We start from the raw sequence: 22,547 nt of genomic DNA on the forward strand, positions 1-22,547 counted from the left end.
TTATTACAGATGCTTCACGCGATCTCTCTCTTCTGCCCGTTTGGCAGAGTTCCACGAACTCAGGTCGCCCGTCAGATAACCTGTGATACGGCGCATGCGCAGGATATTCTCACTTTGGCATACGGGACATTTATCGTAAATCACTCCCTTGTATCCGCAGTTGTGGCAGGTGTCTACCGGGTGGTTGATAGAACCGTAGCCGATACCTTCGTCAAACATTACTTTTACGATCTTGGCAATGGCGCGTACGTTTTTCTGGGCTTCTCCGTCCAGTTCCACATATGTGATGTGTCCTCCGCGGGTGATGGCATGGAATGGAGCTTCCCGTTTGATCTTTTCTACAATGCTGATCGGTTCTTTTACATCCACATGGAAAGAATTGACATAATAATCGTTGTCTGTCACTCCTTTGATTTTTCCGTATTTACGGCGGTCCATACGGGTGAAACGTCCCGAAAGTCCTTCGGCGGGTGTAGCCAGCACCGAATAGTTCAGATTGTATTTGGCTTTGTATTCATCAGCCACCTTGTTGATTTCCAGCACGGCTTCATAAAGGGTGTCCCATGCCTTCTGGTTGTGTCCGTGTCCCTCTCCATAGAGAGCCACCATGGCATTGTGTCCACCCAGGAAGCCGATACCCAGCGTACCACTGCGCAGCACGTCGCCTACTTGTTCGTTCGGGTTCAGGGCAGCTCCTCCTTTCCATACATCATTTCCCATCATGAAGGGGAATTGGCGTGCCAGGGCTGTACGCTGATATTGATAGCGCTCGTAGAGTTGTTCGGCTATCAAGGTAGCCGTTTCATGTATCGATTCGATGAAAATTTCTTTAGCCTTTCTCTCGACGGCATCTTTATTGTGTCCGTCCTCCGTCATATTTTCTGCTTTGATACGGGCTTCGATGGCAAGGCGCGGCATATTGAGTGTAGTGAACGAAAGGTTTCCGCGTCCCAAAGACGATTTCTCGCCGGCTACGTTCTCAAACACACGTGTGCGGCATCCCATGGTGGCCAGTTCGTAACGGTAACGTTGCGGGTCGTTGGCGTCCCATTTTTCGTTTTGGTTGAACGGGGCATCCAGGAACATAAAGTTAGGGAAGAGTGCTTTTGCCGTAGTGTGGCAAGCTTTCAGGAACAGGTCGAAGTTGGGTGCTTCAAATTTTAATTTACCTTCCATGGCAGCATCGAAATTAGCCATAGCCTTTTCATAATCGGCTTCTGTGTACGATACTCCGTTTTTTATCTTGAATATCTGGATTGGGAATACCGGCACTTCTCCCCTTGTGCCCAGTCCCTCTACGGTTGCTTTCAGTAATTCTTCAATCACCATGCGTCCTTCGGCCGAAGTGTCTGTTCCATAATTGATCGAACTGAACACTACCTGGTTTCCACCGCGTGAGTGCATTGTGTTCAGGTTATGGATAAAGCCTTCCATGGCCTGGTGCGTATCTTTCTGAGTCTGCACAAATGCTTTCTCTATAATTTGGTTCAGATGTTCTTTGTCGATATTGATCTGCAGGGCAGTCAGGGCCATGCGCAATGTTTCGCGTTCCAGTTCCGATGCTTTGATGGACGACAGATGTTCGGCAATCACTGTACGGATAGCCTTTTCTTCTATTTCTTCACCCTTGTTCATCTGTACATAGAAGCTGATGAATGATGCCAGGTGTTTACGGAATGATTTGCTTACCCCTTTTGCCATAAAGAAGTCGAATGCCGGTATGGCCTGACCTCCGTGCTGTTCGTTCTGGTTAGTCTGGAAAATAATGGTAGCCAGGGTAGCATAACTTTGAATGCTTTGCGGGGTACGTATACTGCCGTTCTTGGTGCGGAATCCACGTTCGAAGAGGTCATCCATGTCATACTGGATGCAAGTCGTGGTTTTGGTCGGGTAGTAATCCAGGTCATGGATGTGGATGTCTCCCAATTGGTGCGCCTCGGCAAAACGTTTCGGCAACAGATATTTATATGTATAGTCTTTGGTTACTTCCGAGGCAAATGTCATCATCTGTCCGGCGGGGGTATGACTGCTCATATTGGCATTGCTCAGGTTGACATCGTTTTTATCGATAGCTACGATACCGTCCATCACATGCTTCATCTGAGTCTTTTTGTCTCGTTCGGTGTTTCGCCATTCCCGATAGATGATGTACTTTTTGGCTACTTCCGGACGAACCTTCATCAGCTCTTTTTCTACCAGGTCCTGAATTTCTTCTACCGTAATGGTAGGAGATGCAAATTGTCCGATTACGTTCATCGTGATGTCAGCAATCAATTGCTGTTCATCATTGATTCCTGTGGCACTAAACGCTTTTGATACAGCGTTCTTGATTTTACTGATGGAGAAGTCCTCCCTTTTACCATCTCGTTTGATGATACAAATTTCCGCGTAGTTCATAACTTTAACTCCCGAAAGCTTTAGATTTTTTTAATATGTTTACTTTTTCAGCAGGTCTTCTGACTTATCTCTCCCTCGCAACGCCTTCCCACGCTGGGCGCAGTGGCATAGTGTGCGGATTCTCAGAGAATTACAGCAGCGGGTACTGTCGCCGATTTGCACAGCGTTCCCTCGTGACTAAACCTCTTTTTAGTGCTGAAATCTGCTACAAAGGTAACAGTTAAAGCAATAAGTTGTTCTTGTTTTAACAAGAATTTTTGGAGAACTTTTCTTTCTTCCTGATACAGAAAGTTTTCCAAAACGGGAAACTTTCGGGCATGAAATTTAAATGAAGTTTGCTAAAGAATCAGCCAGATAGCTATGATATGCCCTATGCTTCCGCCCAGACAAAACAGGTGAAAAACAGCATGTGTATAAGGTTTTCGCAACGAATAAAATACGGCTCCCATGATGTAGGAAGCCCCTCCTCCGATAAGCCACCAGAAGGCGGGAGAAGCTCCGATGGCGGAGAGGCAGTCCATCAAAGGTTTCAGGGCTACCAGGATGGCAGAACCCATTCCGACGAAGCAGATTGTTTCAAGATTACTGTGTTCTTTCAGCTTTTTAAAAGCCAGTATGAAGCCTACGATGGCCGACAGCCATACGAAAGCGAATATTCCCCAGCCCCAGCCACCGGCATGGCGCAATACCAATAAGGTAAACGGGGTATAAGTGCCTGCTATGTGCAGGTAGATGGCGCCGTGGTCGAATTTGCGGAGAAGTTCTTTACGGCTGCCGGGTCTTGAACCGTGATACCAGGTCGAACTGATATAGGATGCCAGCATTCCCGCCAGGTAGACCAGTACACAACCTGTCGCCCAATAGGGATGTGGGTTGGCAAGTGCTTTTTCCAACAGAAAATATCCTGCGGTGATACCTAACAGAATACCTGCACCATGACTTAGGGTGTTGGATAATTCTTCGCCGTGTGAATATCGCTTGTTCTCCATTCGTGTGTATATAGGTGATGTGGTAGCAATTTAATAAGATGACCGCAGATTTGAGAGTTTCGACACACCCTCTTAAAATCTGCGGTCATCCTTTCCTTTTTAGAAGTATCTTGTATCAGGCAGCAGATTTATACCAGATGTCCGATCCATTCTTCGCGGTCGCCCGGCAACAGGTCGATTACCGGTACTTCCACCATGGTGTAGCATCCCGGTTGCTGCTTCATCGAAGCGCGTGCCACGCATACCAGTACCTGTGCGGTCAGTGCGGGATTATTGATGCGCATGTTGAATTCGAACAACTGATTCTGGGTTTTTCCCGATACACCTTTGCGGGTCAGGTTTACACCGTGTCCCATGTCCAAGAGTGCATCCACGCTCGGCACTTGCTTTACGTGGGTTTCGTCGTTCACGAAATAAGCGTCCGATTTGATTGCGGCTGCCACGTCTTCAAATTTATATCCGTCTTTCAGTTCGATGTATACCATGCGGCGGTGGATTCCCGTTCCTGTGGGGATGGTCATTGACAAAGCCGCTTTCACTCCGTCGATTGCTTTCACGGCTACCGTGTGGCCCATGCTCATACCCGGACCGAAGTTGGTGTAAGTGATTCCTTTGGGGGCGATTGCTTCGAGCATGGTGCGTACGATGGAGTCGCTTCCCGGATCCCATCCGGCCGAGATGATCGATACCGCCCCGTGTTCTTTGGCACAAGCACCCAGTTCACGGCGGAGATCTACGATTCCGGTGTGGATATCGAAACTGTCCACTGTATTGATTCCCATTGCGAGGATTTCTTTTGCGTATTTCTCAACGCTGCGGGTCGGAGTACAAAGAATAGCCACGTCTACTCCCTGAAGTTCCTTTATATCTTTAACTACTGCGTAATCATTCAGTTCAGCCGGTTTGTTCTCGGCACCTGCACGACGAACCACACCTGCTATCTCAAAATCGGGAGCCGCTTGGAGGGCTTCCAGCACATAACGACCAATATTGCCATAACCTACGATGGCTGCTCTTACTTTTTTCATCTTTTTATTGGTTTTGTTTAACACATTTCTTTATTTCGGTTGCAAAATTAGTCATTTTCTTTGTTTTCAGGTCTCTTAGGGGTGTTAAAGTTAGTTTTTGTTATTCAAGGTTCGTGAAGCACAATATTTATTATCTTTGCGTTCTGATTATAACCATTATGATAGAATACATCAAAGGCGAGATTGCCGAACTGAGTCCGGCAACCGCAGTTATCGATTGTAACGGATTAGGATATGCCGTTAATATATCACTCAACACTTATTCTGCCATTCAGGGTAAGAGCAGTTGTAAACTCTATATCTACGAAGCCATCCGCGAAGATGCTTACGTTTTATATGGCTTTGTCGACAAGCAGGAACGGGAACTTTTCCTGCTGCTGATTTCCGTTTCGGGCATTGGAGGAAACACGGCCCGCATGATTCTTTCCGCTCTTTCACCGGCCGAACTGGTGAATGTGATCAGTACCGAAAATGCCAATATGCTGAAGACGGTGAAGGGTATCGGATTGAAAACAGCGCAAAGGGTCATTGTCGATTTGAAAGACAAAATTAAAACGGGTGCTGTGGCTGCTGCCACCGGAGGAGTGACCGGTACATTGCTTCCGGCCATGAATGCGGAAGTGCAGGAAGAAGCCGTTGCCGCCTTGACGATGCTGGGCTTTGCCGCAGCGCCTTCTCAGAAAGTGGTGCTTGCCATTCTGAAGGAAGAGCCCGATGCTCCGGTGGAGAAAGTCATTAAGCTGGCTTTAAAGAGACTCTGAGAACAGTTCGGCAGTATAAGGAGGCTTATAAGATTTTCTGATACATCCTCAAATCCAGTTTTTTGCCGAACTTTTCCGCTACCTGCCGGATGTTTGCGCAACACTCGAAGCCACATCTCTCAAACAGGCGTATGCTGGCTTCGTTTTCTCCCGAAACCAGTGCCATTATATTGCTGAAGCCTTCTTGCCGGATGATCTCTTCCAGCCGGAGTATGGTTTGTTTTCCATACCCCTGACCTGTGAACTCCGGTTTCAGGTAGAGGGTCAGTTCTACCGAAATGCGGAAGGCTTCTCGGGGCTTGAAACGTGCGAAGTAGCAGAATCCGCAGGGAGTTCCTTCGGGAGTTTCAATGATGAACGACCGGTAGACGGGATCGCCTACGGGGATGTAGTTTTTCAGTTCGTCGATGGAGGCGCAGTGTACAAAGTACACCACTGTCGTGTGGAGAGTGTAATAATCGTAGATGTCTTTTACAAAAGGCAAGTCGTTTTCCGTGAGCGTTCTGAGCGTAATATCCATTGCCGTAAAGTTCATTAATTGCCGCAAATGTAGCTAATCTTATCAGAAAAGAAGTACATTTGTTTCCGTAAATCAACACTCCAATTCATGAAATTGCAAAAAATATATCGTCAACAGTGGATGGAAGCCCATCCACGCATGCAATCGGCAGATACCGATCAGTGGTACGTGGATTTTGCCAACAGGCTGTTGCCCGTATTTGAGAAGTCGGAGCTTACCGGACAGATGATTCATAAGAACCGGGCTGTTCTCTATTTCACTTGGTATCTGGAAGATTGTGTGAATAATTCCGGTAGCTGGAATACATTCATCCGGTTGCATAAACAGTTGTATGGACGTTTCCTGCCTTTTTACACACTGACAGAGTCGTATGCCGATGATGAAATAAATCCCGAGGATGTATCTTTTCTGCTGTGGACGCTTCTTTCTCCTGTCACGGATAGTTCTCCGTCTCCTTGGAATCCGTTTGACAGTTCTCTGCTTCAGCTCGCATCCGATGTATATGCGGTGCTCGATGCCCATTTTGAACAGGCTCCCCTTACCGGTGATGAATCCACGGAGTGGTTTCCGGATGTCCGTGCCTTGTTACCCCCTCCGGGTCCTGTTTTGGATGTCTTGCCGGAAATGAATCTCCCCCGTGATGTAGCGAACTTCCTGAGTGCTTCCGGAGGAAAACAGATTGTATATTTAAAAGACTATGTTGATTTGCGTCGCTTCTGTGTCGATGCGTTGAAGTGGGCCGATGAAGACGATTCGTTAATGCCCGAGTTGGCCGATGAAGAAGATTTTGTGTTTTTTGCCAATCCGAAAGGTGTCTTGCTGGCTCCCAATATCGGTGCTTGTTTCCGCGACGAACGAAATTCGGAATATAATCCGGAGGTTGCCGAACAAGAAGGGGCCGAATTGTTTTATATTCCGGGGCTTTGTCCCATCGACTTGTTGCACTATGCCATGCAGCACGGCTTATTGCCGGAGGTCGCTTTTCCTTTCGGGGATGGCAGGAGGCTGTTGCACGAGAACTGGGATTTCATAGCCCGCAGGTATTTAGGTAAATATTATAATGAAGATTTTTATGAAGAAGAGCGGAAATAGCAGTGACCGTCCGGGTAGCGGACGTCCCAAAGCTTCGGGAGGCAAGAAACCTACCGGTAAGCGGATCGGAAAGTCGAAACCCTCAAAAGCCAATAACCAGCTGAACCGTAGGGTGAAATAAGTTGTTATCTGTTATAAACAGGTTTTATTATGAAATGGGAAAGTAGTTTGATGGAACATCTCCAATGGTCGGACACGATAACCAACCGGGAGAGTAAAGAGAGGTTGGCCCGTATGATTGCTATGCGCGTACAAGAAGGCGAGGTCATTGGGGCTGGCTCCGGATCGACCGTATATCTGGCATTGCTCGCTATTGCCGAAAGGATACGTACGGAGAATCTGCACGTCACCGTGATTCCTGCTTCGATGGAGATATCGATGGAATGTGTCCGCTTGGGCATTCCGCAGACTACTTTATGGATGTGCCGTCCCGACTGGACCTTCGATGGAGCAGATGAAGTAGATCCCGATCATAACCTGATCAAAGGTAGAGGCGGAGCGCTGTTCAAGGAGAAGCTGTTGATAAGCAGCAGCAACCGTACTTTCATATTGGTGGACGAAAGCAAACAGGTTTCTTTTCTGGGAAGCCGTTTTCCTGTCCCCGTCGAAGTCTTTCCGATGGCTTTGCCCTACGTAGAGAGGGAAATCCGGGCAATGGGTGCTTCACATACCCAACTGAGGCCGGCTAAAGGTAAAGATGGTCCTGTGATCACCGAAAGTGGAAACTTGATTCTCGATGCCTGGTTCAGCAATATTCATTCGTCTCTTGAAAAAGAAATCAAGTCGGTGACGGGTGTTATAGAAAACGGACTGTTTATGGGATATGATGTCGAGGTAATGGTAGCAAAATAAGATCGGAAACGGTTGATAGTACGAAAGCTAAAGAGGATGTATCAAAACCCACCACAGAGTGACACAGAGGTGATTTTAAGTTGTTGATTATTAATGAAAAGACTCTGTGATGCTCTGTGCTACTCCGTGGTGAAAAGAGTTATGACACATCCCTTTTAGCTTTCGTTGCCTACAAGTTCATTGCATTTCCTCCAAGGACTCCCAGTATGGCAGATGCCACTGCGATCATTACTTTTAAAATTGTGTTCCAGTTTGATTTCTTCATTTTTCTACACCTCCTTTCATGTGATTCTGATTTATGCCGTCGGGTCATCCACAATGTCTCCGTCACCGTCTTTTCCCGTTTCCTTTCCTTCCAGTGCCGCTTTGATGTCGATAAACTCGATTCTGTCACCGGCCCGGGTCGATGTCAGGTTCGGACGTACGCTCGACGACGGACGAAAGTTTATTTTCACCGCCATTATGTTTTTGGCCGTACAGTCTTTTTCCGCATCCACCCCTTTGGTGCGTGCCGAAAGGCTGAATACTCCGAAATCCCGGATATTGACCGACTGCCCGTTGTAGAGTGAGGTACGCATCGCCTCTACAAAATTGGTGAGTACACTTTTGATATCTCCTAATGATAACGAACTTTTCTCCTTCATTTCGTACGCAATGCTTTCCAGGCTTGCGCTTTGACCTAAAGTGACCAGTTGCGGATAAAATTTCTCTATAGCATCCGCTTTTCGCGGATCCTTTCTCGCGATTTTTTTGTATGGAACTGCCATTGTCCGATAATTTTTTATGGTTAATAATTAAGAATGCATCCGGAAGGTCGGACGAGCTCTTTTCCTTTCTTCCGGTATGTCAAAGATACCGCTTTGTAACCCCTGTTTTGTGCTTGTTGACGTGGGTTGAGGCGGTATGGATAAAAGATTGAAAATCAATGAATGTTTTGTGAAATAGTATGACTTCTGCTATGATATGTCGTTTGTTTTTGTTATCTTTATGCTATTGTAAAGTTCCGATTATTTATTAATTTAAAATTGAAAAACATGAAAGATTTAGAAGATGACGAGAGAGAGTTTCCTATCCGTGTATATACAAAAGTCGAGTTGGCTCTGCTTTATGCACCCCATTTGTCTGAAAATGCCGCCCTCAATAATCTCAGCCGTTGGATGCGGCACAACAAACTCCTGATGGCTGCGCTCGAGGAGGTGGGATACTATAAATACCGCCATTCATTTACGCCCAAGGAAGTTCGTCTGATCTTTCGATATATGGGAGAGCCGGGAGCATAAAATTAGAGAGAAACCAATACCGGTATTGGTTCGGAGGATTTGATAAGAAGTTGAACTTGTGCAATTTATGCATAAGTTCAAAAATAATAGGTATTGATTTTAATCAAAACAGCTAATATCTTTTTGTCAATAAAACGCCAATATATGTCCTGCCCCGTAACAATATATGTAATCGAAATAACATATATTGTTACGGGGCATTTCTCTTCTATCTCCTTCTTTCCGATACTTTTAAAACGGTAACTCTTCCATCTCCTTTCCCTTCTCCCTTTTCCTGAAGTTTTCGCTCACCTCCTGCTGGCTGAGTTCCACTACGGCATACTCCGTAATGCCATGGACGTTTACACGCTTGCCGAAGGCATCCCTTTCCAGAATCTGTACCAACACTTGTTGCGTTTGCGCGTTGGCTTGTGTCCGTCCGTATACAGATAGAGTAGCCAGTATTGCGGCGGCGGGTTTCCATTTCACCTCAAAGTCCTTTTCTCCTGCCGGACGGAAGTAAACATACAGGTTCTCTTCCAGTGGGTCTTTCATGCGGTGGCGTTCGTTTCGGGTGTTGATGTCGTCTATCTCGTTTCCTTCAAACCAATAGCGGAAACCGTCTTCTATCAGTTGCACCGCCTGTGCGTATACTCCTTTGTGGTCTACCGGAGTGCGGTAGTCGATGGTTTTTACGGGAATGACCAGGAAGCGCCGGTTTCCCCCGTAATCCCTGAGGAACTGCATGTTGTTGGTGCTGCCAATGAACGATGCCCTCCGGGGATAAAGCTGCGCCTGAGTGTCGTATACTTTCCGGATGGTGACGTTCTCCTGTCCGATGATCCGTTTGAGTTCGGCGATGTCTCCTGTCTTCACACCTTCAAACTCCTCCATGTTGATCAGCAGCCGGGTGGATAGCAGCAAGAGGTCATCCTTGTTTGCCGGGTCTATCATTCCGTTGCGGTAATATTCTCCGAGTTCGGGGGGCAGCAGGTGCCGTATCCAGGTACTTTTTCCTTTTCCCTGCGCCCCGTGCAGCACCAGGGCTTGCTGGTTGGCTTTACCCGGTTGGAGCGCCGAGGCCACCATGGCTACGATCCAGCGCCGGAATCCTTCCCTCCAGAATTCCTGATCCTCCGCCTGTATGGTGTCCGCCAGTTTCCCGATGTGGTCGGTTGTCCTGTCCCACCGCACGTTTCCTCCGAAGTAGTCGGTAAAGGGATTGAACTCCGGTGTATAGTCCGAGTCGATGACCGACTTCAGGCTGTTGAGCGGATAGACGATGCCCTGTCTGCTGATGTTCAGGAAGATGGAGTTGAGATCCTTGTTCCGCATGGCGTAGAATGATTTTCCCTCCTTCGTTTTGGACAAGTCGCACATCTCCAGTCGGTCGAGTACCGTATTTCTCCTGAAAGCATAATTCTTGTTCAGATAGTCTATCACCTGTTCCACGGGCGGTATCTTTTTTTTCTCCTCTGCCCGTTCCGTTCTGTCCGTATATGTGTAGGCGTTCGCGATGGGGGTGTCTGTATCCATCTGTCCGTCCTCCCCTAATTTCACTGCTGCCAGACGCTTGACTTCCGCCTCTTCAAGTCCCTTTCGGAAACATTTGTTTCCCAGGGTGAAGAGGAACGAATTGCGGTTTCCCTCTGTGTATTTCATCAGCCTGCGGGTAGAGCTGAGGCATTTGTTGAATTCCATGCACGTGTAGGCGCTGACTTCCCCTGTTGGGTCCGTTGCGGGCTCTTCCTTCTGCCTTCCCTTCCGTGCAGGTTCGGGGGCTTCGATGGTGAATGTCCGTTCCGGGATGTGTGCCACCCGCCGGGGAGAGTAAAACGCCCTCGGGTCATATGAAGCGAAGACACCTCTCGACAAGTCCTTTCCGCTGGTGTCCACTTCCGTCTCCAGAAGTTTCTCGTAGTGTTTACGGGTCAGTTCGTACATTCCCGCGTGATACTGCTCCAACCGGCTGTAAGTGATTGCCGGTGTCCGGAAGAACGCGTTTCGCCACCCTTCCGCTTCGAGGCTTACCGGATAGGCGAGCACCTTGAATCCGTGTTGCTTGGCGGTGAGGAAACAGGCGAGTGTCGCTTCGTCTGTTTCTATCAGGGCCCGTATCCGGTCCAGCTCCTTTTCGGGCAGATGGTCCAGGTCGATGGTGATGATGTCATTGTATGCGGCGATACTATGCGCCAGCCTGCATTCGTGGTAGTTTGCCGTGACGGTGAAGTAGTCCAGCTGCCGTTTTACGTTCTCCGCTTCCTTGGTTTTCCCTTCACTGATAAGCCTTCCTATTTTCTCAATCAGGGCGGCATAGCGACTGCTGCGTACCTTTTCGATTAATTCATTCAGGGAGCATCTCCCTTTTACTTTGCTGAAGCCCCTGTAAGTAGTAATACTAATGTTTTCCATTTTTCTGTCTTTTTTAAAGCTCGACGTAAGTGTCTGCGGCTGTAAAATTAGGGATGATTTTATAAACCTTGTTAGACGTTTTCTTTGAAGAATGTCTTTATTTCGTCTAAGATGTTTGTTCCCAGATCTTTATCCGTTCCCTTTTTCTCCTCTTTCAGAAATTTTAGTGTGTTAAATATTTCTGTTTCAATGGATTGTACTGACATTTCCTTTGTGGGGTTTTGTTTCTGTCCGAAGTATAGCATACGGTACATGATATGTGCCAATTCACGGATTCCTTTGCGCTTTTTCGTTCCTTTTTGCTGGTAATTCAACCATAAGAAAAAGAGGATAACCAGCTCTCTGTGAGTAGTTATGTCGAGTTTTTCCGGTTTCTTTTCCAGTGTTTCTAAAATTCTCTTACTCTCGTCAGTTTTTCCGTTTGTAATTACTACATAAGGAATGTCTTCTATGTTGAGAATCATTCCTTCATTCGGTTTTTTTTGCTCATTTTGTCTAATATGATTTATTATTACGAAGGCAAAATTAACTGTTCTTAGTATATAATCCGTTATATACGCGTATATTGTTTACTTTTAATTGATGTTTCACCCCGTCCTGAAAATAGGTTAAGTATACCTGACCTGTTTTCAGGACAGGGTAAAATCAATTTAAAAAGAGAGTATTATGCGTGTACGCGTGTGCGCGATTATATAAAGGGCGTCGGTGAATAGGGGGATTTTAGTGTAAATAGAAAAGAGTATGTTTCAAAAAACGTTCGTTCAATGGAACAAAGGTAAACAGCATTTTTATTATAGCAAAATATTTTTATAAATAAATTTGTTTTCTCTTTTAATAGTACTTTTATCTATCTGTGAATCAATCAATTATTAAAACTTTTAAATTAGCTTTTCTTTTTTTGAATTTTTCTTTTTGGAGATTTTAAAATTCTGTCAAAAATGGTGTTTAAACAAACGAACGTTTTTTGAAACATCAATGACTTCTAATTCATTCGTTCATAGAACTTTATCTCTGAAATTCTTCTGTTTCTTGGAAATGGTCAATTTCAGGGTACTTACATAACATTTCATCGTTCTCCTGCTGTGATAGGGGAGAGTCTTGAGATCACATGAATGCAAGTAATACTGATATTCGCATTACATCATCTGACCGGGAGGTACTTTCGTACTCCGGTGTCCCCAAAGAATACCCTTTAGTGAAGGAATCCGACAACATCCATTGGTATGCTGTGCGAGTCACCTACAGCCGCGAACTTTCTTTGAAAACGTACCTTGACAGCGAATCCATCGAGAATTTCATCCCGATGCGCTACGAGTATATCGTGAAGAACGAACGCCGAGTGCGTAAACTGGTTCCCGCTGTTCATAATTTGGTATTCGTCCGTTCGTGCCGTGAACGTATCGACCGTATCAAAGAAGAGATGGGTGTATCCCTTCCGATCCGTTATATCATGGATCGGGAAAGCCGCCAGCCGATTGTTGTTCCGGACTCCCAGATGCGTAGCTTCATGGCGGTTGCCGGCAGTTACGAGCAGCAACTGGTTTACCTGGAGCCTTCCGCTGTAGCCTTCCGTAAAGGCCAGCGTGTGCGTGTGACGGGTGGTCTTTTTGCCGGTGTCGAAGGTGAGTTCATCCGTGTGAAAAACGACCGTCGCGTGATGGTTTCCATTCAGGGAGTGATGGCTGTTGCCACCACCTACATCCATCCTTCTCTAATTGAGCCGCTCGATCTTTAAACAGTAAAATAGCAGACAGTAAATCGTAAATAGTAAATATTCCCATGAACTCTTTAGATTCTCAAATTACCGCTTTGTACACCTTGGCGCACGAACTTCTGTATCTGGGTTCCGATGGCAGCCCCATCTACAGCGACCACTTCAGCCGGTTGAACGGTGATGTACTCAGCCGTGCCAACACTTTATATCCCCATCATGGCTCCACCGACGAGGAAGAAGCCCGTTTGTGCCTTTCGCTTCTGATGGGTTATAACGCGACGATCTACAATAACGGTGACAAGGAAGTCCGCATCCAGCAGATCCTGAACCGTTGTTGGGAAGTGCTCGACCGCCTGCCCGCTTCTTTGCTGAAGGTGCAGCTTCTGACTTATTGCTATGGCGAAGTATTTGACGACGATCTCTCCCGTGAGGCACACAGCATCATCGACAGTTGGGGAGGACGTACCCTTTCCGGCGATGAATGTGAGATTGCCGAACAACTCCGCAGCCTTGAAGAGAATCCTTATCCCAACTGGGAAGTAGAGGAGTGAACTCTTTTCTTTTTCGACACAACACTGTATATAACCTAAATCCCCTTTGTCTTGAATATCCTTTTCATCATATTGGCTTTTGTCATCTCTGCTTCGATTGCCCGGCTTATCATTCCCCGCATCCTGCTTATCTCTTTGCGGAAGAAGCTTTTCGATATGCCGAGTGAGCGCAAGGTTCATAAACGTGCCATTCCCCGTTTGGGCGGTGTCTCTTTCTTTCCCACCATCCTGTTATCCTCTTGCGGTGTGTTCGCACTTCGCATCCTGATGGGTTATGATGTTCCTGCCCTCCGTGCGGTGTACTTGCTGCCCGAGTGCATGTTTCTGGTCTGTGGGATGACTTTGCTTTATCTGACGGGTATCGCCGACGACCTTGTGGGAGTCCGTTATCGGCAGAAATTTGTGATCCAGATCATCTGTGCCTCGTTTTTCCCCCTGGCCGGCCTTTGGATCAATAACTTCTACGGGCTTTTCGGCCTGTATGCCCTTCCTGCCTGGATAGGTATGCCTTTTACGGTTCTTCTGGTTGTCTTTATCACCAATGCCATCAATCTGATTGACGGTATCGACGGTCTTGCTTCCGGTCTGAGCAGCGTTGCCCTGCTTGTCTTCGGCTTCCTGTTCATGCAGAAAGAACTTTGGACGTACAGCATGCTCGCCTTTGCCACGTTCGGTGTGCTGGTCCCTTTCTTTTACTATAACGTCTTCGGCAGTGCGGAACGTGCCCGTAAGATTTTTATGGGTGATACGGGCAGCCTGACTTTGGGCTATGTGCTCTCTTTCCTTGCCATCAAATACAGCCAGTACAATCCGGATGTCACCCCGTATACCGAAGGTGCTTTCGTGATTGCTTTCAGTACGCTGATTGTCCCTGCGTTCGACGTGATCCGTGTGGTGATGGTTCGTGTTCGCAGTGGCAAGAGCCCTTTCGAACCGGACAAGAACCATATTCATCATAAGTTCCTGGCAATGGGTTTCACACCAAGAAAGGCGATGATAACGATCTTGCTGATTTCTTGTGCGTTTAGTGCGGTGAATATTCTGTTGGTTCCGGTGGTTGACAACACGGTGATGCTTTTGGCGGATATTGCTGTGTGGGTGGGACTGAATTTATGGTTTGACAGGGTAAGAGATGGACGAAAGTAATATAGATTAAAATAAAAGATATTCTAATACTTAATAACTGTTTGTTCTAAAGATATTATCTAAGTATATAAGTCTTGATTTTGTATAGGGAGCAGAAAATAAAATTAGTTAGTATTTATAGAAATTATTTGAAATAATAGAATTAATTAAAAACGAATATTTCAGTGTGATAAAATATTGGATAAATGAAATGTTATTTAGTGTATTGGATTTAAACGGGATGATAATTTTGTTAATTAGATTTTAGTTGTGGAGGATAACAAAACTTCTTCGTATCGTAAGATAGTAAAAGGGACTGCTTTATTTGGAGGAGTACAAGTCTTCAATATCTTAGTTTCTCTGATAAGAGGTAAATTAATTGCAATTATTCTCGGACCAGAAGGTATGGGTATCTCCTCTCTATTAACCTCGTCAACAAATATGTTACAACAGTTTTCTAGCTTAGGACTAAATTATTCTGCAGTTAAAGATATTTCGTATGCCAAAGAAAATGGTGATCAAGAACGTTTGAGTTTGGTCATACACGTATTACGACGATTGTTGCATTTAACATCATTAATTGGTAGTTTGATCTCTATTTTGTTTGCAGAACAACTGAGTTTACTTGCTTTTGGAACAACTGATTATAAGTGGTCCTTTGTTGGATTATCAATAATGATTTATTTTACTACCTTATCTAATGGTGAGTTAGCTATATTGCAAGGTGTTAGAATGCTGAAGCAATTGGCATATTCATCTATTATAGGATCTTTGTTGGGATTAATGGTAGGCGTGCCACTTTATTATTACTATGGCTATGATGGTATAGTTCCTGCTATGATAGTATTATCTCTTATGACTTATCTTTTTAATCGGTATTATGCAAATAAAGTACAACACTATCACTTAAAAGCTAATTGGGATGTAACGAAAACTATAGGTAGAACTATGCTTGCATTAGGAATGATACTTTTGGTCTCTGGTTTGCTTACCACAATTTCTAATTATTTATTAAATACATTTATCAGTAACTTTGGTTCATTACAAGACGTTGGCCTTTATCAAGCAGCAAACTCTATAACGAATCAGTATGTGGGAGTTGTTTTTGCTGCTATGGGAGCAGACTTCTTTCCTCGACTATCAGGCGTTTCGAAAGACAACACAAAAATTAGGGCATTAGTTAATCAGCAATCGGAAATAGTAATGCTAATTGTTGCTCCTTTAGCTATATTATTGATAATGACAGCTCCTTTAATGATCCGATTGTTATTATCAAAGGAATTTTTACCTTTAATTTCTGTGGTTCGCTTTATGGGAATCGGATTGTTTTTTAAAGCTATGGCGTATCCAATGGGATATATTTCTTTTGCTAAAGGAGATAAAAAATTTTTCTTTTGGTTTGATGGAGTAACAGGGAATATAATGACGCTTATATTAAACATTATATTTTATTATAAATGGGGGTTGATTGGTATTGGTATTTCTTTTACAGTATCGTTCTTTTTATTTAGTGGCCTATATGTGTTAATAACTAGATGGCGTTATGATTTTTATTATTCATTGTCGTTCTATAAGATGCTGGTTCCTTTATTTATATTGTTATGTGTAGTATTTGGAACTTCTTTTATTTCTGATGTATATTTTTCATATATTTGTATGATATTAGCATCTATTATTTGCTTGTTATTGAGTTTATATGGTCTAAATGTTAGATTGCAAATAATAAAATTGAAAAAATGATTTCTTTTGAAAACTTTCGGAATACAAATAGAATATTGTAAAACAAATCTGTTAATCAATGTTTGTAATATTACTATAATCCATTAAAGATATTTATTTAGTAGATCTTTATGCCATATATTATCTTTCCTATCTTTTTTGTTAAATATGCTCTTGAGAAGATAAAAATGGATCAAATAAAGTTTTTTTGATTTTTTGATATAAATATATTATAATTATATTCATGTTATGAAAAAGAAAATATTGTTGACGTTTGGTACACGTCCAGAAGCAATAAAGATGGCTCCATTAGTAAAGGAATTGCAGGAAAAAAAGGATTGTTTTGAGATATTAGTTTGCGTGACAGGTCAACATCGTGAAATGCTGGATCAAGTGCTTCATATTTTTGATATTAGTCCAGATTATGATTTGAATATAATGAGACAAGGGCAAGATTTATATGATATAACTTCGCGTGTCCTCTTAGGAATGCGTACTATATTTATGGAAATTAAGCCAGACATTGTATTAGTGCATGGTGATACAACCACTTCAACTGCTACTGCATTAGCGGCTTTTTATCAACAGATACCTGTAGGGCATATAGAAGCAGGACTTCGTACTCATGATATTTATAGTCCATGGCCCGAAGAGATGAATCGTCAGATAACTGCAAGGATAGCCACTTACCATTTTGCTCCTACTATTTTAAGCAAACAAAATCTGATAAATGAAGGTGTAAAGGAAGATTTTATTTTTGTAACAGGCAATACCGTGATTGATGCTCTTTATTGGGTTGCGAATAAGATTAAAACAAATGAAGGCCTTAGTAAGGCGATAAAAGATGCTTTGAAAAGTTCTGGTTATAATATTGATAATCGGGGTACCGAAAAGAAGATTGTTTTAATTACAGGACATCGTAGAGAAAATTTTGGAGAAGGTTTCATTCATATGTGTCACGCTATAAAAACGTTGGCAGAGAAGTATCCAGATGTTGATTTTATCTATCCAATGCATTTGAATCCTAATGTTCGTAAGCCTATTAATGATGTATTTGGAGAGCAAAAATTCATTAATATATTTTTTATTGAGCCTTTGGAGTATCTATCTTTTGTCTATTTGATGGATAAATCATTCTTGGTGTTGACAGATAGCGGTGGAATCCAAGAAGAAGCACCTGGGCTGGGGAAACCAGTTTTGGTGATGCGTGATACGACAGAGCGTCCAGAAGCATTGGAAGCAGGAACTGTTAAACTTGTGGGTACTGATTATTATAAGATTGTGAAAGAAGTAAGTAAACTTTTAGAGAGTAAAACTTATTATGAATCAATGAGTAAGGCTGTTAATCCTTATGGTGATGGGTGTGCATGTTCTCGTATTGTTACCTTGTTACAAGAAGTATAGTGCTGTGGATATTTATAATAAGAAGATTTGTATAATTGTTGCTCTTAATTGTCCGTATGGTGGGAATATAATTCCTTCTCTAAGAACTTTAGCAGAAGCATTAACTAATAAGTATCAAGTGAAGGTTTGCTGGATTTTTCCAAAACAAGCGGATAGAGATTGGTTAAACGAACTGGAAAAAAAATATGAGGTGGAATTTACTACCCGCAGTTACGGGAAGTCATTTATTGAAATAAAACAAATTTTTGAAAAGTGGAAACCTGATTTGGTACATACGCACTATGAAGCTTATGATATTGTAGTAGCTAAAGTAGTGAAAAAGCTAAATTGGGATATTCGTATGATATGGCATATTCATGATTATATGACTCTTGATACTTCTGGAGAATCTCTGCCACTGTTGCGTAAATTAAAACGGCATTTTTCTCTTTTTTTACATTATGGCTTTTATGGGCAACATGCTTCTTTGATTGCTGTTAGTGACGAAATGGCCGCATTTTGCGGACATTATAAAATGAAGAAGTTGAGTTTTCCTCCCCGATATTTTAATAATACATCAGATCAGTCTTATATAGATCACGTAAAAGTCCTTCTCAATGGTATTGACCTTACACGGATAATAGGAAATCGTAGTCCATCCGTAATAGTTCCATTCACTTTTTTATCTTATGGTGGACAGAATGTACATAAGCGCATTGATTACTTGTTGATGGCAGGTGAGATATTGAAGGCAAAAGGGTGTACTTTCCGGATTTTATTAACTAAGGGCGTTGATACTATGCAAGTTGTACGTAGTATATACCATGAAAAGATTCCAGAGTGGTTAGTGTTGACAGAACAGACTGATAGAATAGTAGATATTCTTAAATTGTCATCTTGTTATGTTAGTACTTCAGTACACGAGACCATGTCTACTGCTATAGCCGAAGCTAGTATATTTGGGTTGCCTATTATTCAGAGTGATATTCCAGGTACAGATTGGAATGCCAAAACTCCCTCTGCTTTTCTTTTTAAAAGTCGTGATGAAAAAGACTTAGCTGATAAAATGGAATTAGTAATGAAGATGGATTCTGATTGTTTATTATGTGCATGTAAAAAAAGTAAGAAACTCAATAAAGAACGTTTGTCTTTGGAGAAATGGTGCGATAATATCATTGAGTTTTATCGTAATTTATAACTAGGCCTTTATATCATTATCTATAATTTTTTGAAAAGGAACAAATTTAGTTATCATTGTCTGAAATACGTAAAAGTGTATGCCTAAGATTTCTGTCATTATACCTATCTATAAATCGGAGAAATTTTTAAGAAAATGTGTTGATAGTGTCTTGTCACAAACTTTTAAAGACATAGAGATACTTTTGATTGATGATGGAAGCCCTGATTTATCTGGGGAGATTTGTGATCAATATGCTTCAAAATATTCTCGAGTGAAAGCATTTCATATACCTAATAGTGGAGTTAGCGCTGCCCGAAATTTTGGAATATCGATGTCGAGTGGAGAATATCTTTGCTTTATTGACTCTGATGACTATGTTGAAGATGAATATTTGGAGTGCTTTGGTTTTAATGTATACTTGGATTTAGACTTGTATATGCAAGGGTATCGTATGATTGGTTTGAATAAAAAGGAAGAAAAAAAGTTCCCTCAAAGTGCTGTTTATTATAATCAGAAGGAGCCTTATATTTATTCTGAAATGAATTTTATAATAGCCTCTCCTTGCTTTAAACTATATAGGAGGAGTATTGTTGTGGAGAACCATATACTTTTTGATGAATCGATTTCGTTGGGTGAAGATCATCTTTTCTCATTGAATTATTATTGTTATGTAACAAGTGTGTACGTTTCTACAGGGTGTTTTTATAATTATATTTATCATGGTAGTGAACAACATTTGACTAATAGATATGTGTCTTTAGAAAACATATTATATTATTCAGACCAAATTGAATTTTTTAGAAATAAGATATTTGCTAATCTAGGAATTATCAATACTTCGTTCTTAATTCCTTGGAAAAGAGCTTTTATATTTATTGTATTAGATTCTCTTATGCGTGTATTTAGAAGTGAATGGAGTTGGTCTGAAAAGAAAATGGAATATAAAAAGTATATTGCCTATTTGAAAAGTAATAAGAAGTTGTTTGAGGTAGGAACTGAGAATTATTCTACTAAGATTCTACAGCTAATTTTAAATTCTAAGCTGTTTAATTCATTTGTATTTGTATATGTGTATATCTATATACACAAGAAAACGGTTCTTTTTGTGGCATATTTAACTTCTCAATATAGGCGAAATTTTATAAGATGATTATGTGGATAAAACAATTCTTGATTCGTAAAATTCTGATATTTAGTAATGTGAATTTGAGATTAGCAAAAGACGTTTGTGTCGTGAAAGTGAAATTTGGCAAAAACGTCTTGTTGGAAAAAGGTGTCCAGCTTTCTTATTCAATAATTGGAGACTTTTCATATATTAATTATAATTCTTTTGTAAGCCATACTTCTATTGGGAAATTTTGCTCTGTTGGTCCATTTTGTGTTATTGGTATGGGAAATCATCCCTCTCACTCCTTTGTAAGTACTTCTCCTTATTTGTATGTTAAAGGAGATTTTTTGTCTGCATCTCTTTATAAAGAGAAACAAAATGTTAAAATAGGGAATGATGTTTGGATTGGTGCTCATGTTACAATTATTAATGGAGTCACAATTGGGGATGGAGCGATAATTGGTGCCAATTCTGTAGTTATTAGGGATGTACCTAGCTATGCTATTGTTGGAGGAGTGCCTGCGCGTGTTATAAGACAACGGTTTACCGACATGGAAATTAATCATTTGAATAAAATACAATGGTGGGATCAATCAGAGGTATGGTTAAAAGAAAAAGCTGAAAACATGTCTGATATAAAAAAATTTATAGAGAGTAATAAATGATACCTAAAAAAATTCATTATTGCTGGTTTGGTAAAGGTAAAATGCCAGAATTAGCCTTGAAATGTATTGAATCATGGAGAGTGAATCTCCCTGATTATGAATTGAAGGAATGGAACGAAAATTCTTTTGATATCAATTCTAATTTTTATGTAAAAGAAGCTTACGAGTCGAGAAAGTTTGCCTTTGTGACGGATTACGTGCGCCTATATGCATTGTATACAGAAGGGGGAATTTATATGGATACAGATGTGGAAGTATTAAAAAATATTGATTCTTTTTTAGATCTTCCTGCTTTTTCGGGCTTTGAAGATAATGTGCATATACCTACAGGGATAATGGCTGCTGAAAAAGGAAGCATATGGGCTAAATGGCAATTAGAATATTATAGCGATAGACATTTTTTGTTACCTGATGGTACATTGGATTTAACCACTAACGTAGATATTATAGGTGGATTAATGGAAGAAAAAGGATTCATCCTGAAGAATGGATTATATAACTTTCAGAATATAATAACTATTTTCCCAAAAGATTATTTTTGTCCTAAATCACATACCACAGGTAAAATAGAATTAACCGAAAATACTTATACAATTCATCACTTTGCAGGTTCATGGAAGAGCAGTTCTGACCGATTGAAAAGGCGTATAGTTCATTTAATTGGAGTAAAGACAGTCCATAGATTAAAATTGTTGATCAATCTTTTTAGATGATATTTTATATCCTTTTTGGGATACTGTTTTTTCTATCCTTGATTTATTATAGTGGGAAAAAGTATCCATTTGCTCAGACTGCCTATTTACACTTTTGTGTGTTCTGTTTGTTTTTAATTATAGCAGGCGGAAGGAATAATGTAGGTACTGATTGGTGGCAATACAAAGAAGTTTTTGACACTTATGTGATAGATTATAATTATGTGCATGGGAGTTTTGAAGTGTTATTTTATGGATTTACGGGATTTATAGCCAAATTTTCAAGTTCGTTTAATGTCTTTATTTTTTCTCTGTTTTTACTATCGTTCTTTTTGAAATATAGATTCATTATAGATAATTCATCAAATGTATTTTTTTCTTTTCTTATATATCTAAGTGGGGTCTTTTTGATATTTGATATTAATGCATTGAGGCAGGGAGTCGCCTTGGGATTTACGTTGTTAAGCTGTACTTTTATTTTTAAGAAAAATTATTTGATCTTTTTTTTATTAATTCTTTTGGCTACTTTGTTTCACTCTTCCGCTGTTGTTTTTTTATTAGCTTACTTTTTTACGAATTTTCGACTATCTAATAAAAAGTACGTTATTTGTACATTAGTTCTTTCTGTATTAGGATATTATATTTCTGCTTTTATTAGTGATATATTAGTGTTGGGTATATCAGATTCAAATATAGCGGATAAGTTTGAATATTATTCTTCTGGAAATTATTATGTATCAAAGGTTTCTTTTTTTTCTGTAAGTACTCTCAGACGTATTGTTTTATGGGGGGCTATTTTATATTTAACAAGAAATATAAAAGATAAAAATGTATATTTTTATAAGAATTGTCTTTTGTTCTCTTTTTTTCTTTATTTTCTTTTTGCGTCAAGTTTGGAGGCAGCATATCGGATTTCATATTATTTTTTTTGTTTTGAAATACTATTACTTCCATTAGGTATATCTCAAATTTTAAATAAGAATAATCGTATAATGTTGTTGACCTTTTTTTGTTGCTATTATTTTTATTTGACTTATAAATTAGTCTCTGTTCCTGATGGTGGATTATTTATATATAATAATATCTTTTTTTAATATATT

Annotated in this window: 23 protein-coding genes and 1 riboswitch; of the genes, 15 read left to right on the top strand and 8 right to left on the bottom strand. The window is 41.3% G+C overall.

What is annotated here, in order from left to right; translation table 11 throughout:
• Window positions 1-3 precede the first annotated feature (3 nt).
• The 3 genes from QK890_RS10760 to QK890_RS10770 all read right to left on the bottom strand — a co-directional run bounded on the left by QK890_RS10760 (window position 4) and on the right by QK890_RS10770 (window position 4,414).
• Complete coding sequence (locus QK890_RS10760) at window positions 4-2,397, bottom strand: anaerobic ribonucleoside triphosphate reductase (protein ID WP_005808225.1); 2,394 nt, start codon at window positions 2,395-2,397, stop codon at window positions 4-6.
• Between the two features lie 31 nt (window positions 2,398-2,428).
• A riboswitch (cobalamin riboswitch) is annotated at window positions 2,429-2,612 on the bottom strand.
• Between the two features lie 123 nt (window positions 2,613-2,735).
• Window positions 2,736-3,386, bottom strand: a complete 651-nt coding sequence (locus tag QK890_RS10765; protein ID WP_234069213.1) for a hemolysin III family protein — start codon at window positions 3,384-3,386, stop codon at window positions 2,736-2,738.
• A gap of 128 nt (window positions 3,387-3,514) precedes the next feature.
• Window positions 3,515-4,414: a diaminopimelate dehydrogenase gene (locus tag QK890_RS10770; RefSeq protein ID WP_005821599.1), complete on the bottom strand. Its 900-nt coding sequence runs from the start codon at window positions 4,412-4,414 to the stop codon at window positions 3,515-3,517.
• 158 nt (window positions 4,415-4,572) lie between these two features.
• On the opposite strand from QK890_RS10770, the gene ruvA reads away from it, so the two are divergent.
• On the top strand, window positions 4,573-5,175 hold the full coding sequence (ruvA, locus tag QK890_RS10775; RefSeq protein ID WP_005821598.1) for a Holliday junction branch migration protein RuvA: 603 nt from the start codon (window positions 4,573-4,575) through the stop codon (window positions 5,173-5,175).
• A gap of 25 nt (window positions 5,176-5,200) precedes the next feature.
• On the opposite strand, the gene QK890_RS10780 is transcribed toward ruvA, so the two are convergent.
• Window positions 5,201-5,710 carry a GNAT family N-acetyltransferase gene (locus QK890_RS10780; protein WP_032531945.1) on the bottom strand — a complete coding sequence of 170 codons (510 nt, stop codon included), beginning with the start codon at window positions 5,708-5,710 and terminating at the stop codon, window positions 5,201-5,203.
• A gap of 72 nt (window positions 5,711-5,782) precedes the next feature.
• On the opposite strand from QK890_RS10780, the gene QK890_RS10785 reads away from it, so the two are divergent.
• Genes QK890_RS10785 through rpiA form a run of 3 tightly spaced genes read left to right on the top strand, consistent with a single transcriptional unit; the run spans window position 5,783 to window position 7,639 of the window.
• The gene (locus QK890_RS10785; protein ID WP_296026908.1) at window positions 5,783-6,787 is read left to right on the top strand and encodes a DUF3843 family protein; all 1,005 of its coding nucleotides are present in this window, start codon (window positions 5,783-5,785) and stop codon (window positions 6,785-6,787) included.
• Window positions 6,768-6,908 carry a hypothetical protein gene (locus QK890_RS10790; RefSeq protein ID WP_005808208.1) on the top strand — a complete coding sequence of 47 codons (141 nt, stop codon included), beginning with the start codon at window positions 6,768-6,770 and terminating at the stop codon, window positions 6,906-6,908. Before QK890_RS10785 ends, QK890_RS10790 begins: the two co-directional genes overlap by 20 nt.
• 29 nt (window positions 6,909-6,937) lie before the next feature.
• Complete coding sequence (gene rpiA / locus QK890_RS10795) at window positions 6,938-7,639, top strand: ribose 5-phosphate isomerase A (RefSeq protein ID WP_032542724.1); 702 nt, start codon at window positions 6,938-6,940, stop codon at window positions 7,637-7,639.
• Window positions 7,640-7,808: 169 nt separating this feature from the next.
• Here rpiA and QK890_RS10800 read toward each other — a convergent pair whose 3' ends face one another.
• Entirely contained in the window at window positions 7,809-7,904 is a 96-nt protein-coding gene (locus QK890_RS10800; protein ID WP_156127618.1) for a smalltalk protein, read from the bottom strand.
• A 31-nt stretch (window positions 7,905-7,935) separates the two neighbouring features.
• Window positions 7,936-8,406 carry an HU family DNA-binding protein gene (locus tag QK890_RS10805; RefSeq protein WP_005781170.1) on the bottom strand — a complete coding sequence of 157 codons (471 nt, stop codon included), beginning with the start codon at window positions 8,404-8,406 and terminating at the stop codon, window positions 7,936-7,938.
• Between the two features lie 267 nt (window positions 8,407-8,673).
• On the opposite strand from QK890_RS10805, the gene QK890_RS10810 reads away from it, so the two are divergent.
• Window positions 8,674-8,919, top strand: a complete 246-nt coding sequence (locus QK890_RS10810; RefSeq protein WP_005790540.1) for a DUF4248 domain-containing protein — start codon at window positions 8,674-8,676, stop codon at window positions 8,917-8,919.
• 231 nt (window positions 8,920-9,150) lie between these two features.
• Here QK890_RS10810 and QK890_RS10815 read toward each other — a convergent pair whose 3' ends face one another.
• Together QK890_RS10815 and QK890_RS10820 are read right to left on the bottom strand one after the other, a co-directional pair.
• A complete protein-coding gene (locus QK890_RS10815; RefSeq protein WP_032531941.1) occupies window positions 9,151-11,310 on the bottom strand; it encodes a VapE domain-containing protein in 2,160 nt (719 codons plus the stop codon).
• A gap of 71 nt (window positions 11,311-11,381) precedes the next feature.
• Entirely contained in the window at window positions 11,382-11,774 is a 393-nt protein-coding gene (locus tag QK890_RS10820) for a hypothetical protein (RefSeq protein WP_032531940.1), read from the bottom strand.
• Window positions 11,775-12,505: 731 nt separating this feature from the next.
• Between QK890_RS10820 and QK890_RS10825 the strand changes: the two genes are divergently transcribed.
• The 10 genes from QK890_RS10825 to QK890_RS10870 all read left to right on the top strand — a co-directional run bounded on the left by QK890_RS10825 (window position 12,506) and on the right by QK890_RS10870 (window position 22,541).
• Window positions 12,506-13,045: a UpxY family transcription antiterminator gene (locus QK890_RS10825; RefSeq protein ID WP_005781154.1), complete on the top strand. Its 540-nt coding sequence runs from the start codon at window positions 12,506-12,508 to the stop codon at window positions 13,043-13,045.
• A 44-nt stretch (window positions 13,046-13,089) separates the two neighbouring features.
• Window positions 13,090-13,575, top strand: coding sequence for a UpxZ family transcription anti-terminator antagonist (locus tag QK890_RS10830; RefSeq protein ID WP_032531938.1), 486 nt, complete (start codon window positions 13,090-13,092; stop codon window positions 13,573-13,575).
• Between the two features lie 51 nt (window positions 13,576-13,626).
• The gene (locus QK890_RS10835) at window positions 13,627-14,721 is read left to right on the top strand and encodes an MraY family glycosyltransferase (RefSeq protein WP_367627332.1); all 1,095 of its coding nucleotides are present in this window, start codon (window positions 13,627-13,629) and stop codon (window positions 14,719-14,721) included.
• Between the two features lie 249 nt (window positions 14,722-14,970).
• The gene (locus QK890_RS10840) at window positions 14,971-16,440 is read left to right on the top strand and encodes an O-antigen translocase (RefSeq protein WP_044302021.1); all 1,470 of its coding nucleotides are present in this window, start codon (window positions 14,971-14,973) and stop codon (window positions 16,438-16,440) included.
• A gap of 228 nt (window positions 16,441-16,668) precedes the next feature.
• Window positions 16,669-17,823 (top strand): non-hydrolyzing UDP-N-acetylglucosamine 2-epimerase, encoded by a 1,155-nt coding sequence (gene wecB, locus QK890_RS10845; RefSeq protein WP_032543074.1) that lies wholly within the window; start codon window positions 16,669-16,671, stop codon window positions 17,821-17,823.
• Window positions 17,824-17,827: 4 nt separating this feature from the next.
• Window positions 17,828-19,000 carry a glycosyltransferase family 4 protein gene (locus QK890_RS10850; RefSeq protein WP_234059034.1) on the top strand — a complete coding sequence of 391 codons (1,173 nt, stop codon included), beginning with the start codon at window positions 17,828-17,830 and terminating at the stop codon, window positions 18,998-19,000.
• A 79-nt stretch (window positions 19,001-19,079) separates the two neighbouring features.
• A complete protein-coding gene (locus QK890_RS10855; RefSeq protein ID WP_137569271.1) occupies window positions 19,080-20,132 on the top strand; it encodes a glycosyltransferase family 2 protein in 1,053 nt (350 codons plus the stop codon).
• An 83-nt stretch (window positions 20,133-20,215) separates the two neighbouring features.
• The gene (locus QK890_RS10860; protein WP_234059035.1) at window positions 20,216-20,755 is read left to right on the top strand and encodes a CatB-related O-acetyltransferase; all 540 of its coding nucleotides are present in this window, start codon (window positions 20,216-20,218) and stop codon (window positions 20,753-20,755) included.
• On the top strand, window positions 20,752-21,468 hold the full coding sequence (locus QK890_RS10865; RefSeq protein ID WP_032543694.1) for a glycosyltransferase family 32 protein: 717 nt from the start codon (window positions 20,752-20,754) through the stop codon (window positions 21,466-21,468). Before QK890_RS10860 ends, QK890_RS10865 begins: the two co-directional genes overlap by 4 nt.
• Entirely contained in the window at window positions 21,465-22,541 is a 1,077-nt protein-coding gene (locus QK890_RS10870) for an EpsG family protein (protein ID WP_137569269.1), read from the top strand. The genes QK890_RS10865 and QK890_RS10870 overlap by 4 nt, the downstream gene beginning before the upstream one ends.
• Window positions 22,542-22,547: the final 6 nt, after the last annotated feature.

This window comes from Bacteroides sp. NGMCC 1.200775 (genome assembly GCF_040798045.1).
GTDB classification, from domain to species: Bacteria; Bacteroidota; Bacteroidia; order Bacteroidales; family Bacteroidaceae; genus Bacteroides; species Bacteroides hominis.

Excerpts from the sequence above, each read along its gene's own strand:
- rpiA (WP_032542724.1), top strand. The coding sequence starts at position 6,938 with ATGAAATGGGAAAGTAGTTTGATGGAACATCTCCAATGGTCGGACACG.
- QK890_RS10790 (WP_005808208.1), top strand. The coding sequence starts at position 6,768 with ATGAAGAAGAGCGGAAATAGCAGTGACCGTCCGGGTAGCGGACGTCCC.
- QK890_RS10865 (WP_032543694.1), top strand. The coding sequence starts at position 20,752 with ATGATACCTAAAAAAATTCATTATTGCTGGTTTGGTAAAGGTAAAATG.
- QK890_RS10805 (WP_005781170.1), bottom strand. The coding sequence starts at position 8,406 with ATGGCAGTTCCATACAAAAAAATCGCGAGAAAGGATCCGCGAAAAGCG.
- QK890_RS10785 (WP_296026908.1), top strand. The coding sequence starts at position 5,783 with ATGAAATTGCAAAAAATATATCGTCAACAGTGGATGGAAGCCCATCCA.
- QK890_RS10820 (WP_032531940.1), bottom strand. The coding sequence starts at position 11,774 with ATGATTCTCAACATAGAAGACATTCCTTATGTAGTAATTACAAACGGA.
- QK890_RS10815 (WP_032531941.1), bottom strand. The coding sequence starts at position 11,310 with ATGGAAAACATTAGTATTACTACTTACAGGGGCTTCAGCAAAGTAAAA.
- QK890_RS10770 (WP_005821599.1), bottom strand. The coding sequence starts at position 4,414 with ATGAAAAAAGTAAGAGCAGCCATCGTAGGTTATGGCAATATTGGTCGT.
- ruvA (WP_005821598.1), top strand. The coding sequence starts at position 4,573 with ATGATAGAATACATCAAAGGCGAGATTGCCGAACTGAGTCCGGCAACC.
- QK890_RS10765 (WP_234069213.1), bottom strand. The coding sequence starts at position 3,386 with ATGGAGAACAAGCGATATTCACACGGCGAAGAATTATCCAACACCCTA.
- QK890_RS10760 (WP_005808225.1), bottom strand. The coding sequence starts at position 2,397 with ATGAACTACGCGGAAATTTGTATCATCAAACGAGATGGTAAAAGGGAG.
- QK890_RS10800 (WP_156127618.1), bottom strand. The coding sequence starts at position 7,904 with ATGAAGAAATCAAACTGGAACACAATTTTAAAAGTAATGATCGCAGTG.
- wecB (WP_032543074.1), top strand. The coding sequence starts at position 16,669 with ATGAAAAAGAAAATATTGTTGACGTTTGGTACACGTCCAGAAGCAATA.
- QK890_RS10830 (WP_032531938.1), top strand. The coding sequence starts at position 13,090 with ATGAACTCTTTAGATTCTCAAATTACCGCTTTGTACACCTTGGCGCAC.
- QK890_RS10780 (WP_032531945.1), bottom strand. The coding sequence starts at position 5,710 with ATGAACTTTACGGCAATGGATATTACGCTCAGAACGCTCACGGAAAAC.
- QK890_RS10810 (WP_005790540.1), top strand. The coding sequence starts at position 8,674 with ATGAAAGATTTAGAAGATGACGAGAGAGAGTTTCCTATCCGTGTATAT.
- QK890_RS10870 (WP_137569269.1), top strand. The coding sequence starts at position 21,465 with ATGATATTTTATATCCTTTTTGGGATACTGTTTTTTCTATCCTTGATT.
- QK890_RS10855 (WP_137569271.1), top strand. The coding sequence starts at position 19,080 with ATGCCTAAGATTTCTGTCATTATACCTATCTATAAATCGGAGAAATTT.